The sequence below is a fragment of the Streptomyces sp. NPDC034049 genome (genome assembly GCF_055575575.1).
This window is the reverse complement of sequence record NZ_JBVISJ010000014.1, coordinates 111720-123512: the sequence shown is the minus strand read 5'-3', so window position 1 is coordinate 123512 and position 11793 is coordinate 111720. Positions and strand designations below refer to the sequence as shown.

Annotated in this window: 15 protein-coding genes and 1 pseudogene; 10 read left to right on the top strand and 6 right to left on the bottom strand. The window is 70.9% G+C overall.

What is annotated here, in order from left to right:
• Nucleotides 1-87: 87 nt before the first annotated feature.
• Nucleotides 88-525 carry an SMI1/KNR4 family protein gene (locus ACZ52C_RS32535; RefSeq protein WP_469078126.1) on the top strand — a complete coding sequence of 146 codons (438 nt, stop codon included), beginning with the start codon at nt 88-90 and terminating at the stop codon, nt 523-525.
• Between the two features lie 272 nt (nt 526-797).
• Nucleotides 798-1538: a class I SAM-dependent methyltransferase gene (locus tag ACZ52C_RS32530; protein ID WP_469078125.1), complete on the top strand. Its 741-nt coding sequence runs from the start codon at nt 798-800 to the stop codon at nt 1536-1538.
• A 172-nt stretch (nt 1539-1710) separates the two neighbouring features.
• On the opposite strand, the gene ACZ52C_RS32525 is transcribed toward ACZ52C_RS32530, so the two are convergent.
• Complete coding sequence (locus ACZ52C_RS32525; protein WP_469078124.1) at nt 1711-2298, bottom strand: hypothetical protein; 588 nt, start codon at nt 2296-2298, stop codon at nt 1711-1713.
• 145 nt (nt 2299-2443) lie between these two features.
• Here ACZ52C_RS32525 and ACZ52C_RS32520 point away from each other — a divergent pair.
• The 6 genes and pseudogenes from ACZ52C_RS32520 to ACZ52C_RS32495 all read left to right on the top strand — a co-directional run.
• Nucleotides 2444-2775 (top strand): annotated as a pseudogene (locus ACZ52C_RS32520) (winged helix-turn-helix transcriptional regulator); the annotation flags it as partial.
• A 13-nt stretch (nt 2776-2788) separates the two neighbouring features.
• Complete coding sequence (locus tag ACZ52C_RS32515; RefSeq protein WP_469078123.1) at nt 2789-3592, top strand: SDR family oxidoreductase; 804 nt, start codon at nt 2789-2791, stop codon at nt 3590-3592.
• A 302-nt stretch (nt 3593-3894) separates the two neighbouring features.
• On the top strand, nt 3895-4236 hold the full coding sequence (locus ACZ52C_RS32510; protein WP_469078122.1) for a PadR family transcriptional regulator: 342 nt from the start codon (nt 3895-3897) through the stop codon (nt 4234-4236).
• Complete coding sequence (locus ACZ52C_RS32505; protein ID WP_469078121.1) at nt 4233-5189, top strand: hypothetical protein; 957 nt, start codon at nt 4233-4235, stop codon at nt 5187-5189. Before ACZ52C_RS32510 ends, ACZ52C_RS32505 begins: the two co-directional genes overlap by 4 nt.
• A 93-nt stretch (nt 5190-5282) precedes the next feature.
• Complete coding sequence (locus ACZ52C_RS32500) at nt 5283-6212, top strand: phosphatase PAP2 family protein (protein ID WP_469078120.1); 930 nt, start codon at nt 5283-5285, stop codon at nt 6210-6212.
• 33 nt (nt 6213-6245) lie between these two features.
• Nucleotides 6246-6521 carry a hypothetical protein gene (locus tag ACZ52C_RS32495; protein ID WP_469078119.1) on the top strand — a complete coding sequence of 92 codons (276 nt, stop codon included), beginning with the start codon at nt 6246-6248 and terminating at the stop codon, nt 6519-6521.
• Nucleotides 6522-6529: 8 nt separating this feature from the next.
• On the opposite strand, the gene ACZ52C_RS32490 is transcribed toward ACZ52C_RS32495, so the two are convergent.
• The gene (locus ACZ52C_RS32490; protein ID WP_469078118.1) at nt 6530-7966 is read right to left on the bottom strand and encodes an FG-GAP repeat protein; all 1437 of its coding nucleotides are present in this window, start codon (nt 7964-7966) and stop codon (nt 6530-6532) included.
• Between the two features lie 411 nt (nt 7967-8377).
• On the opposite strand from ACZ52C_RS32490, the gene ACZ52C_RS32485 reads away from it, so the two are divergent.
• Nucleotides 8378-8785: a hypothetical protein gene (locus tag ACZ52C_RS32485; RefSeq protein WP_469078117.1), complete on the top strand. Its 408-nt coding sequence runs from the start codon at nt 8378-8380 to the stop codon at nt 8783-8785.
• Between the two features lie 41 nt (nt 8786-8826).
• A complete protein-coding gene (locus tag ACZ52C_RS32480) occupies nt 8827-9516 on the top strand; it encodes a restriction endonuclease (RefSeq protein WP_469078116.1) in 690 nt (229 codons plus the stop codon).
• Between the two features lie 87 nt (nt 9517-9603).
• On the opposite strand, the gene ACZ52C_RS32475 is transcribed toward ACZ52C_RS32480, so the two are convergent.
• From ACZ52C_RS32475 to ACZ52C_RS32460, 4 genes are all read right to left on the bottom strand, one after another.
• The gene (locus ACZ52C_RS32475) at nt 9604-9981 is read right to left on the bottom strand and encodes a DUF805 domain-containing protein (protein ID WP_469078115.1); all 378 of its coding nucleotides are present in this window, start codon (nt 9979-9981) and stop codon (nt 9604-9606) included.
• A gap of 211 nt (nt 9982-10192) precedes the next feature.
• Nucleotides 10193-10489: a Rossmann-fold NAD(P)-binding domain-containing protein gene (locus tag ACZ52C_RS32470; RefSeq protein WP_469078114.1), complete on the bottom strand. Its 297-nt coding sequence runs from the start codon at nt 10487-10489 to the stop codon at nt 10193-10195.
• Nucleotides 10490-10761: 272 nt separating this feature from the next.
• Complete coding sequence (locus ACZ52C_RS32465) at nt 10762-11397, bottom strand: GTP-binding protein (RefSeq protein WP_469078113.1); 636 nt, start codon at nt 11395-11397, stop codon at nt 10762-10764.
• Entirely contained in the window at nt 11345-11791 is a 447-nt protein-coding gene (locus ACZ52C_RS32460; RefSeq protein WP_469078112.1) for a DUF742 domain-containing protein, read from the bottom strand. Before ACZ52C_RS32460 ends, ACZ52C_RS32465 begins: the two co-directional genes overlap by 53 nt.
• Nucleotides 11792-11793 lie beyond the last annotated feature (2 nt).

The window sequence follows — 11793 nt, the reverse complement described above, 5'->3', positions numbered from 1 at the left end:
GCGTCGCTCCACCTACGGCGAGGCCCTCTGGTCCGGCCGGTTCGCCACGGCCACCCTTGGGGTGACGAGGACGAGAGAAGATGTCCCATGGACCCCCGCGTACCGCGCCTGCGGCGCAAACTGGCCGCGCTCCCGTTCCAACCGCTGCGCAGCCACTCCTTCGGAGAAGAGCGACACGCCTTCCGCCTCGGCCCGAGGTCGGCGGAGGCACGCGTCGCCGCGTTCGAGCTGGAGCACGGCTTCGCCGCCGCAGGGCCTGGGACACGCGACCGCGACCTGTTCCTCCACATCATCGAGATGGGCTGCACGGACGTATGCCTCATCGCGCTGACCGGCCCCCTCACCGGCCGGGTCCTCACGGGCAACAGTGAGGGCCACTGGGGGCCCAATGTCTCCTCCGCCACCGACTTCCTCGACTGGTACGAGCGCTGGCTCGACCACATGACTGCCGGACGCGACAACCCTGCCCTGGAACTCACCTCGCCGCAGCTTCGGGCCCACCCGAACCGCTCTCGCATGGCTTGAAGTCTCTGACTCTGCACCACAGTTGCCGCCGCATCTCGGCATCCAGAGGCCGCGAGGCCGGGGCGCCGGGAGGCCGGGAGGCCGGGAGGCCGGGAGGCGCGGAAGTAGAGGTCGGTGACGCGGACCGTGCGCACTTGGGGCTCATCCGGCGGATCATGGGCCGAGCCGGTGCCGGACCCGAGGCCGGGGCCGGGTCCGGACCGGGGCGAGGGCCGGCCGCCAGGGCTCATATCGTGTTGACCGTCCCCGACAGGCAGTGCTGGAGTCGGCACGTGGACAGCATCCCCGCCAACCGGCGGCTCTGGAACAAGATCAGCAGCGCCTATCAGCACGACCACGACCCGCGCATCGGCTCCGCACCCCGGCTGTGGGGCATGTACTCCATCCCCGACGCGCACCTGCGCGCCCTGGGCGACGTCACCGGCAAGCGCGTCCTCGAACTCGGCTGCGGCGGCGGCCAGTGGTCCCGGGCGCTCGCCGCCGAGGGCGCCACCGTGGTCGGGATCGACCTGTCCGAGGCCCAACTCGCCGCAGCGGCCCGCGCGATGGGAGGGACCCGCTACCCGCTGGTGCAGGGCGCCGCCGAACAACTCCCCTTCGCCGCCGACAGTTTCGACCTGGTGTTCTGCGACTTCGGTGGGCTCAGCTGGGCACCCCCGCACCTGGCCGTCCCGCAGGCCGCACGCGTCCTGTGCCGAGGCGGGCGCCTGGTGTTCAACGTCGCCAGCCCATGGTTCGAAGCCTGCTACGACGAAGCCGTCAGCCGCGTGACCACGACGCTCCAGCAGGACTACTTCGGGCTGGACACCATCGCCGAAGGGGACGGCGCGACCAGCTATCAGCTCACCTACGGCGACTGGGTCAGGGTCCTGCGCGGCGCGGGTCTGATCATCGACGACCTCATCGAGCCGCGACCCGAACCCGGCACACCCAACGGCTACAACGAGACCGACCCACCCGACTGGGCACACCGCTGGCCGGCGGAACTGCTCTGGGTCACCCACAAACCGTAGGCAGACGTGGTGAAGCCACGGTGTGGGGAGGGCGCGTGAGCAGACCGATGGACGACCCGCAGGGGTTCGAGGAGGTCTACCTGCGAGGCCAGGCTGTGCGGGTTCCGGCGTCCCCGACGCTGTGCTGCGGCCCTTACCTCCTTCTCCCTGATCGACGTCGGCGTCTCGGCTGTCAGTTGAAGATGTCCAGGAGGTCCGGCCAGGAGCCTGAGTCGTCTGCTGGGTGGGGCCGTACCGGGACCGGATCCGGGTATGTCTCCGTCGTGGCCCTCGCGCGGACGATGTCGGGCCCGCCGCACGCCTCGACCGCGAAGGCGCCGAACACCTTGGCGAAGGCGGCGGCGTCGCGGAACTCCACGCCGAAGGCTCGACCGTCCCGCAACGGCACCCACACCACCCGGTCGAACCGTGGCCATTCCAGCACCGGTTGGTCGTCCGCCGTCGACCGCCCCTCCAGCCACAGGCGCGCCACGTGCAGCAGGTTCACGTTCTCCAACGGCAGTCGCCTGCGCCGTACCCGCAGTTCACGGGTCGTCAGCGCGACGCGTTGGTCCTTCCTCGGGTACCAGACGAGGCCGATCCCGAACGGCACCCACAGCAGGATCCCGATCATCGGCCAGACCAGAGCATCGCCCCACGACCGGAACAGTGCGCCGTCCAGCAGATACAGGGCACCGAAGACCAGAACCCACTTCGACGTCATCCGCCAGAATCCGCTGCCCTGCCGGTACAGGACCCGCCGCTTCCCCGTGATCACCATGCCCGTACGCTATCCGCCGCCCGGCAGGGCGCGGCGGGGGCCCCGCACCGTGGCGCGGACGGAGAGCCGGGGGAGAGCAGCGCGGCGGCAGCGCGGACAGCGGCGTGGATCTCGGCGCCGCGCATGGCTCATGTCGCGGTGTCGGGCCCTGCGCGATGGCCCCAGACGCCCGGTCGAACTACGCGAACAGATCGGCGGGATCAGCTCCAAGGTCCTCACCGAGACACTCGGCGCCTGCGGTCCAACGGGCTGGTGGACCGGCGGTCGAGCCCTGCGGCGCCACCCCGAGTCGTGTACCAACTCACCACCCTGGGGCGGACGTTGCTGACACCCATCGGGACTCTCGGAGCATGGGCCTTCGAACATGGTGATGAGGTCATGGCCGCCCAGGAGTCCGCATGCACCGCCACCCGGTCCCCGGCAGGGACAGGCGAAGGAGCCGGAGAAAGGCGATTGACGCCGCGGTGTCGTTCGTGAACCATTCCGGCCCGTGACGACGAACAGCGATCATGACCGGTCCGCACACGGAGCGGAGTCAGTGGCCGATCGTCCCCTCGCCCTGATCACCGGGGTGGGGCGCACCGTCGGTATCGGCGCGGGCATCGCCCGCCGGCTGGCCGCATCGGGGTGGGACATCGCCTTCACCTACTGGACCGCCTACGACGACCGCATGAGCTGGGGCAGCGAGCCCGGCGCGAGCGAAGTGATCAGCCGGACCCTCGCCGAACAGGGCGCGGCGACCACGGCGATCGAGGCGGATCTCGCGGACCCGGACACCCCGGCCCGCGTCTTCGACAGGGTCGAACAGCAGAGGGGCAGTGTCACCGCCCTGATCATGAGTCACTGCGAGTCCGTCGACTCGGGGCTGCTGGACACCACGGTCGAGAGTTTCGACCGGCACTTCGCCGTCAACGCACGTGCCACCTGGCTGCTCATACGCGAGTTCGGACGCCGCTTCGCCGCGGAACGGGGAACCGGCCGGATCGTCAGCCTCACCAGCGACCACACCGTCGGCAACCTGCCCTACGGGGCCAGCAAGGGAGCCATGGACCGCATCACCCTGGCCGCCGCCCACGAACTCGCCCACCTCGGTGTCACCGCCAACGTGATCAATCCGGGCCCGGTGGACACCGGTTGGATGAGCGAGGACGTCCGGGAACACTGCCGCCGCAGCACCCCGCTCGGCCGGCTGGGCACTCCACAGGACACCGCACACCTCGTGGACTTCCTGTGCTCCCGTGAGGGTGAGTGGATCAACGGTCAGCTGCTCATGAGCAACGGTGGCCTCGCGTAGGCGCCGAACGTGTCGAGCGATGGGCAGCGCTCCTGCGCCCGTGCGTACGCCTGCGCCCGGCCGAAGCCGACGAGGAGGCCGTGGCCGTTCTCGGCGGGACTCCGGCGCTTCCGGCCGGGGGCCGGGTGACCCGAGTGGCCCGAGTGGCCCGGGTACGGTCCCTTGTCCTTCGCCCCCTTGTCCTTCCTCGTTCGGTGCGGTGCGCCGGGCTGCCCCGAGATCTCGCCGTGGGGCGTGGAGGTGCCACCGGTGAGCATCCTAAGCTGGCAGATATATTTCGTTGCTCGATATATGCTCGATGCATGACCAGACAGAATCCGCCCTTGACGGAACCGCAGTACTTCATCCTGGCTGCGCTCATGGACGGTCCGTTGCACGGGTACGGCATCATCAAGGCTGCTGAGCAGGCCACCGACGGGCGGCTCCGGATCGCTGTCGGCACTCTCTACGGCGCGCTGGAGCGGATGGAGCGGGCCGGGCTGGTGGCCGTCGGCCATGAGGAGATCGTGGACGGGCGGGCGCGGCGCTACTACCGGCTCACCGAGGACGGCACCGAGGCGCTCCGCCGGGAGGCGTTGCGCATGCAGCAGGCGGCGGCCGTCGTCATCGGACGCTCGCGGGATGCCGGAGCGGCCCCGGCATGAATCGTCTGCTGCTTGCGGCCTATCCCGAGCCCTACCGTTCCCGGCAGGGCGAGGAGGTGCTGGCCTGCCTGGCCGAGGCGTATCCCGGCCGCTCCTGGCCCCCACCGCGGGAAGTTGCCGCCTTGGTGCGCGCCGGGGTGCAGGCCCGCGCCCGTGCCGTCGTCGACGACACGGCCCGGCCGTGGTGGCTGGACGGCATCCATCTGGCCGCGCTGGTCCTCGCCGCGCTGGCGCTGGTTCCGTACTTGCAGGATGTGTGGCACTGGGCACTGCACATCGACCCCGGACAGCACGCCATCGCCTTCCGCTTCTCCGGCTGGTACCCGTGGGCCGAAGGCCCCACGCGGATACGGCTGCTGCCCTACGGGCTGCTCCCGCTGGGCTGCTTGATCGCTCTGCTGCGTGGCAGGGCGTGGATCGCGCTGCCGGCCGCGGCAGCCATGATCTGGGCCGGCGCCACGTCCCACGGCCGCACTCTCTTCGGCGACGAGGGCAAGGCGGGCCTGGGCTACTACGGTCTCGGCACCCCGATAACGGCCCGTGACCTGGCGCTCTCGGGGGCACTGTGCGCCGCGTGCGCCGTGCTGGCGCTCTGCCGTCCCAGCCGTCTGCGACGCCGCTCGTACCGCTGGCTGGTCCCCGTCGTGCTCGCCATGTTCGTGGCCGGGGGCCTGCACATCATCTCCGTCAGCCCGACCTTCCAACGCGGCCTGTTCGCCCTCGAAGTCGCCGCGTTGTTCGCCGCGTGGGTGGCGACGGCGGCCACCGGCGACCATCGGTGGCTGATCCCCGTCGCGGCGGTCGCGATCGTCCGCACGCAGGCGATCGTCGTCCGGCCGGACGCGTTCATGCAGTCCTTTCCGAACCTGGTCGTCCTCCTCCTGCTGATCGCACCCCTCCCCGCCCTGGCGATCGCCGCCCAGCGCCGGCAGGGGCAGGCACTCGCCGAATAGAAGCGGACCCCCGGTGGGCCGACCGAGCCGGCGGCCCACGTCGTGCCACACGACGCGCGTGACCGAACTCCCCCCAACGGAAGAAACACAGCGATGACTCAGCACGATTCTCCGACCCTGCCCGCGCACCGTCCGGGGGCCTCGAGGCAGGCCCCCGAGTCCCCCGAGGCCCTCGACGACACCAGCCCGTCGCGTACGACACGGCCGTGGATGCCGGCTCTGCTGTACACCCTGGGGTTCCTGACGGTCTACCTGCTCGCCGTCTGCACCCCGTGGGGGCAACGAGCCGAGAATGCCCTGTTTGCTCTCGGTGAACAGGGCGGCGAAGAAGCATGGATCTACCCCCTGTCAGGATCGGCCTACGGCTCGACGCCCCTGCCGCCGATGGAATTGAGTGCCAAGCCCACCCTGATGGCGGGCTTGGTCGTCATCGTGGTCCTCACCCTGGTGCGGCGGTGCTGGCGGCACGGGTGCGCGGCGCTCGGGGTCGTCATTTTCGCGACCGGAGGCAAGGAGGTGTTCAAATCGACCATGCCCCGCCCCGATCTGGTGGGCGCGCCCGAGAACCTCCTTGATCAGGGTTTTCCCAGCGGGCACACGGCCATCCCCGCCGCGCTGACCCTCGCCGCCGTCCTCGTGGTCTCCCCCCGCATCCGCCCCTACGTCGCCGCGGCCGGTGTGCTGTGGCTCGCCTGCATCGCCGCCGCCACCGCGACCATGGGCGGCCACCGGCCCAGCGAAGTACTGGGAGCCACACTGTTGGCCTGTGCCTGTTACGGCTTCGCAACCTGGCTGCTGCCGCCGGCCGCCGTGCCAGGTGCCATGCGGAGCCCCCGTGCGCTGCCCGTCATCACCTTGACGCCGGCACTGGCTGTTGCCCTCGTCTCCGGCGCACGGAACGACACCCTCACAAGGTCACTGGTCTCCGCGGCGACGGCCTTCATATGTGCGGCCCTGGTCTGGTACGCCGCAGTCGGGTGGCCCGCACGCATCGCACGCCGCACACGCCCCGCACTGGGCTGACCACCCGGCCGGCGCCGGGCGGGGATGCGCGGGATGCGCTACCGCCCGGCGCGGCAACCGGACGGCCGGCATGATCACGTGGCTGAACGAGTGCAGGTCCGGGAGATCGACGATGACGAGGGCCGGCGGCTCGCCGACGGGGAGGTCCTGCCTGAGGAAGGCGAGCCCGAAATCATCTTCTGCATCGACGAGTTCGGCCCGCTCAACCTCATGCCCCACCCCGGGAAGCAGTGGGCCGAGCACGGGCGGAGTACGGCACCTGTTCGCCGGCACCTGCGCGCCGTCGTCGACAGGGCGAACATTGCCTGATGCGGGCGCTAGCGGCCCAGGACCTCGCCGTACTTGACGGCCCCGTTGGGCAGCGCGAAACCGAAGGGGGTCAGTGACTTGCCCTGCGGATACGTCTCCTCGGTGCTGGTCGGCACGAACCAGACGCCGCCCGACCGGGGCTCACCCGCATTCTCCCCGGGCGCGCTCACGGCCGTGTCCCGCAGGCCGTCGCGATTGTAGTCGCCGACGCCCACCTGGGCGCCGAAGCGGTCGCCGGCCTCGGCCGCGCCGGGCATGTTCGGGGTGCTCTGGCTGCGGGCCAGGCCGCCGTGGAGGCCCTGGTCCGTGCCGTTCAGGACCACGTATCCGCCCGCGTCCTTGACCGTGCCCACGTCCTCCCCGGGCACGCCGACCACCAGTTCCGGACGGCTGTCACCGTTCAGATCGCCGGCGGCAAGCGCCGCGCCGAAGTCGTCGCCGGCCTCCGCCGTACCGCCGACCTCCGGGCTCGACTGGGTGACGCACTCGCTCTCGGAGCCGAACTCCGCGGTCTTCGAACCCTTGAGCAGCAGCACCGCACCGCCGAGCCGGTCCTGGCAATGCGTCGTCTCCAACTCGGGATTGGGCTGTACGAGGCCGACCGCGAGGTCGTCGGTGCCGTCCCGGTCGACGTCGGCGGCGGCGAGCGCGCTGCCGTAGTCGGCGTCGAACCACCACTGGACTGGCTTGTCCTGGTCGTCCCAGCGTGTGATGAAGGTGCCGGAGTCCTCCAGGCCCCTCCAGGTGGTGGCGAGGTCGTCCCGGCCGTCGCCGTCGAAGTCGCCGGTGGCCAGGTCGCGGGTGCTGCCGCCCATGCTGTACCTGCTCACCCGCGTGGTCGTCACCGGGTCGGCGGTGAGCGGGCCCGGGCGGAACCGGACCGAGCCGTGCTCCTCACCGTTCTCGCCGTACACGAGGTCGGTGTCGCCGTCGCCGTCGTAGTCACCGGTGGTGAGGGTGCGGCCGATGCTGCTGTACTCGGACGTGCCCCTGGCCACGGTGGTGCCCTTGATGTTCCACTCCGAGCCGTCGAGGACGGTGATGGTGCCCTCGTCCTTGAACTGGTCGGAGGTGAGCGACTCGCCGCTCGCGCCGACGAGCAGCTCGAAGACGCCGTCGCCGTTCACGTCGACGGGGGACACGGAGGAACCGAAGCGGTCGCCCGCCTCGGGCGTGCCGGGTATGCCGGCCTCCGCCTGGCTGATGACGCCGCTGGACTGGTACGGGCTCTCCGAACCGCCGTAGATCACGCTGACGTAGCCGGCCTTCGCCTTGCCGTTGACCGTGGCGTCGGGCATGCCGACCGCGATGTCCGTGTATCCGTCGCCGTTGAAGTCGAAGCGTGCGGTCGACGCGGCCGCGGCGTTACCGGCGAGCGGCAGGGTCAGGCCGGCTGCGGTGAGGGCCGCAACGACGGCGGTGGCGGCCAGGGTGCGTGCGCGCACGGTGAACTCCCGTAGTCGAAGGAGGAAATGAGGGCCAAGGTGTACGGGGGTGTGACTCATGAGGTGGACGAAGGGTTGCGTGACGGTGGCTGCCCGGTCGACACGGCCTTTCGCGCCTGCTTCAGCTCCTTCGAGCGGCAATCTCGGAAATGACTGATTCCGCCACCGCCGCCTGTACGGCCGAAGGGTTCAGCCGACCCTCGCTCCACCCGCAGCCGTCGAGCCACCGCCGACCGAAGCGCCCTGGTGAGCCGCTGCTCGAAAGCGATCCGGAGCTGCCGCGTCGCCTCGCGTCGTAGCCTGCCCCGGCGCGTACGCAAGGACCCCGAACGGGTGGGGGCGGGCCGCGAGCCTGTCCTGAACTAGCCCTGAAAAATGGGGTGTTGGGCCTCTTAGGGTGATCGACTGTCAGTGCTGGGCGCCACCATGACGGCGACAGGGAAATTCCCGGATGAGTTGGAGGACCACATGCCCTTTGTCCGCCCGTACGTGCGCTCCGACGGAACGCCGGTTCGCGGACACTCCCGATGGGCGCCGGGCGCGCGCCGGGAGGTGACCCTCTTCGCCGCCTTCGGCCTGGCTGTCCTCGCCGTCGGCAACGCCTCGACGGCAACCGAGGCGGACGGCAAGTCGCCTGATTCGTCGGTGACTTATCCGATCCGCTTCGAGCACTCCACCAGCAGCGCCCCGCGGACGGCCGCGCCGCGCCCGACGGTGTCGTACCCGGTCAAGTTCGACATCCCCGCGCTGCAGCAGGTCGCGCCGACGCCGAGCGTGTCGTACCCGATCGACCTCGCCGCTCTGGCCGGTGAGCGGTGACCCGGCGCCCGTCGGCCCGGCGCCAGCCCGTTCGGCGGCGCGTGCGGCGGCCCAGCCGTCGGCGTGGGCAGGAGCAGGAGGCCCGGTTCGTCGTGCTGTGCGTGGTCGCGGCGGCGGCCGTCGGGCTGGTGGTGACGGTGGTCAACTGGCTGCTCGCGCATTGGTGGGTGCTGCTGGTCGCGGCCGTCGTCGCTGCCCTGGGTGGCTTCGCCCGGTGGCAGCAGCGGGCGCAGCGTGAGCAGTGGCGGCAGGTTCAGGCGCGCGCCCTGCGTTACGGGCTGGCCCAGCTGGACGGCCTGTCCCACCGGCAGTTCGAGTTCGCCGTCCGGGACCTGATGCGTCGGGACGGCTGCGCCGACGCCGTTCAGGTCGGCGGTCAGGGCGATCTGGGGGCGGACGTGAAGGCGACCGACCCCTGGGGGCGGCGTTGGGTGATCCAGTGCAAGCACCGCCGTCATGGAGAGCGGGGCGCCGCCGTGGGTACCCCGGAACTGCAGGTGCTCAACGGGACGGGGCGCCCGGTCCACAAGGCGGACGTCGTGGTGATGGTGACCAACGGCAGGATCACCCAGCCCGGCCGTACGTTCGCTCGTCAGCAACGGCTCCACCTCGTCGACCGCCAGGTGCTCGGTTCCTGGGCTGCGGGGTCGCGGCCCCTGTGGGACCTGCTGTCCGCGCTCCCTCCGCCCCGGCGGCCGTCCGCCTCGTACGAGGAACTCTCTGGCCAATGAGGGTGGTGTGGGGCACGTCATTGATTTCCATCACGGGAATCTTCGGTTCCTCGGTCCGCGAGGCTCACGATCAGCAAGCCGCCGGGCTCAGCCGACGAGGTCGGCGACGGCCTTGGGGGAGGGGCCGTACCGGTTGGTCGCCGGGTCGCTGTCCACGGCCATGGTCACGAGGTAGATGACCGGGCCGGCCACGGGGACGAGGGCGACGAGCATCCTCCAGCCCGGCTTCCCCGTGTCGTGCAATCGGCGGACGGAGACACTCAGCATGGGCACCATGAAGGGCAGGAGAAGGACACCCAGGAGCGGGGTCTCGGTCCCGAAGGCGGTTCCGGCGACCGCGCCGGTGGCGATCACGTAGAGCAGTGAGAACCACCAGTACTCCGCGCGCCGGGCGCGACCGGAGAACGTGGCGTACTTGGAGGCCAGGCAGACGCGTGCCGCCTCGGTGAACGACATGCTGGTCATGGCGACTCTTTTCGCAGAAGCATCGTGCGGGACTTGATCAGGTGGGCAGGTCGGCCGGAGTCGTCGCACGTCCGTGCCTGAGGAGAGGTCGGAGGCCGGTCGGGCATGAGGGGGTCGGGCCCGAGGGGATCGCGCCGCCGCGGTGGCTGACCACGGCGGCGCGGACCGGCTTCGACGAAGCGGGGCGGGGTGCGGCGGGGCCGGTGGGCGCTCAGCGGCTGAAGACGAGTTCGGCCTGGTCGCGCTTGGTGGTGTGCAGGTCCCAGTAGACGGGGGCGATCTCCTCGGGCTGGGCCGTCGGGAACCCGGGGACGGCCGGGGTGCCGATCGAGACGTCGATGCCGACGTGGGCGGCCTGGACGCCGGTGCCGTCGAGTTCCTTGTGCAGGTTCATGACCCAGTTGCGCAGCGCCGCGGCGGCGGCGTTGACGTTGCCGACCTGCGGGACGGGGTCGATGGAGCCCGCGCCGGTGGTGTAGAGCAGCGTGCCCGCGCCGGCTTCGCGCATCGCCGGCAGTACCGCCTTGGTGGCGGCGATCGCCCCGTAGAGCTGGAACTGGGGTATGAGTCCCGACCCGGCGAGCGCGGCGGCGAGGCCCGTGGCCGACGTGGCGCGGGGTCAGGTGTCTCGCGGCGAGTGACGTTCCCAGTTTCTGAGTCCTTCGGCCGGATGCCGGACGCCTCGACGTGCCGGCGCCGGGGCCTACTTGCGCACCCCATCAGGCAACGGCCCGCCCAACGACCCTCGGCCCCTCCGTGGCAAACGATGGCCGGCCGGCTTCATGAGTGTGCCTGTGGCGAGGCGCTCGCCGTGGCCGCTTCGGCGCGGGAGAGGGCGACGTCGAGTACGACCAGGAGCGCGTCGCGGACCGAGCCCGTGCGGCGCGCGTCGAAGACGACGAGCGGGACGTGTTCGGCGATGTCCAGGGCCCACCGCACCTCGTCCAGGTCGTGTTCGACCGCCCCGTCGAAGGCGTTGACGGCCACGGCGAAGGGGATGTGCTTGTGCTCGAAGTAGTCGACGGCCGCGTAGCAGTCGTCGAGGCGGCGGGTGTCCACGATGACCAGGGCCCCGAGGGCGCCTTCGACCACGTCGTCCCACATGAAGCCGAACCGGTCCTGGCCCGGTGTCCCGAACAGGTACAGCTTCAGCGTCGGGTCGAGCGTGATGCAGCCGAAGTCCATGGCGACGGTGGTGGTCGTCTTGTCGGGGGTGTGGGTGAGGTCGTCGACGCCCGCCGCGACCTCGGTGATGGCGGCCTCCGTGGTGAGGGGCCGTATCTCGGAGATGGAGCCCACGGTGGTGGTCTTGCCGACCCCGAAGCCGCCGGCGATGACCAGCTTGACCGGCAGCGGCGGCCGCTCAGCCGCTGTCACGGAGCGTGTCCCGTGAGTCGGGGACGGCACGGAGACCATGGATGACCCTTCGCAGTACGGTGATGTCCTGTGCGGTCCGGGCGCTGGGCACGTGGACGGCCAGGTGCCCGGCGGCACACAGGTCCTCGGTGAGCACCCGGACGACGTTGAGGTGCAGTCGCAGACGGGCGGCCAGTTCCGCCACGGACTGCGGCTGCCGGCAGGCGGCCACGATGTCGTGGTGTTCGAAGGCGAGCGCGCCGAGGGCGGAGAGCCCGGCGGCGGTCGCCACGATCTGCGTCTCGATCGGGATCGGCGCCGCCCTGCCCGCCCCCGACACCCGTCCGGCGGTCAGCAGGAACGGGCGGACGGCGGGGGCGCGTCCGGCCGGGTCCGGTGAGCCGCCGTCGATGTCTCGTGCTGTTTCCAGTGGTTCTCGTCCGGCGTCGGCCATGA

Bases quoted from the DNA above. Each gene is read 5' to 3' on its own strand.
- ACZ52C_RS32535 (WP_469078126.1), top strand. From the start codon at position 88: ATGGACCCCCGCGTACCGCGCCTGCGGCGCAAACTGGCCGCGCTCCCG.
- ACZ52C_RS32525 (WP_469078124.1), bottom strand. From the start codon at position 2,298: ATGGTGATCACGGGGAAGCGGCGGGTCCTGTACCGGCAGGGCAGCGGA.
- ACZ52C_RS32510 (WP_469078122.1), top strand. From the start codon at position 3,895: ATGACCAGACAGAATCCGCCCTTGACGGAACCGCAGTACTTCATCCTG.
- ACZ52C_RS32505 (WP_469078121.1), top strand. From the start codon at position 4,233: ATGAATCGTCTGCTGCTTGCGGCCTATCCCGAGCCCTACCGTTCCCGG.
- ACZ52C_RS32500 (WP_469078120.1), top strand. From the start codon at position 5,283: ATGACTCAGCACGATTCTCCGACCCTGCCCGCGCACCGTCCGGGGGCC.
- ACZ52C_RS32495 (WP_469078119.1), top strand. From the start codon at position 6,246: ATGCGCTACCGCCCGGCGCGGCAACCGGACGGCCGGCATGATCACGTG.
- ACZ52C_RS32475 (WP_469078115.1), bottom strand. From the start codon at position 9,981: ATGACCAGCATGTCGTTCACCGAGGCGGCACGCGTCTGCCTGGCCTCC.
- ACZ52C_RS32470 (WP_469078114.1), bottom strand. From the start codon at position 10,489: ATGCGCGAAGCCGGCGCGGGCACGCTGCTCTACACCACCGGCGCGGGC.
- ACZ52C_RS32465 (WP_469078113.1), bottom strand. From the start codon at position 11,397: ATGGTCTCCGTGCCGTCCCCGACTCACGGGACACGCTCCGTGACAGCG.
- ACZ52C_RS32460 (WP_469078112.1), bottom strand. From the start codon at position 11,791: ATGGCCGACGCCGGACGAGAACCACTGGAAACAGCACGAGACATCGAC.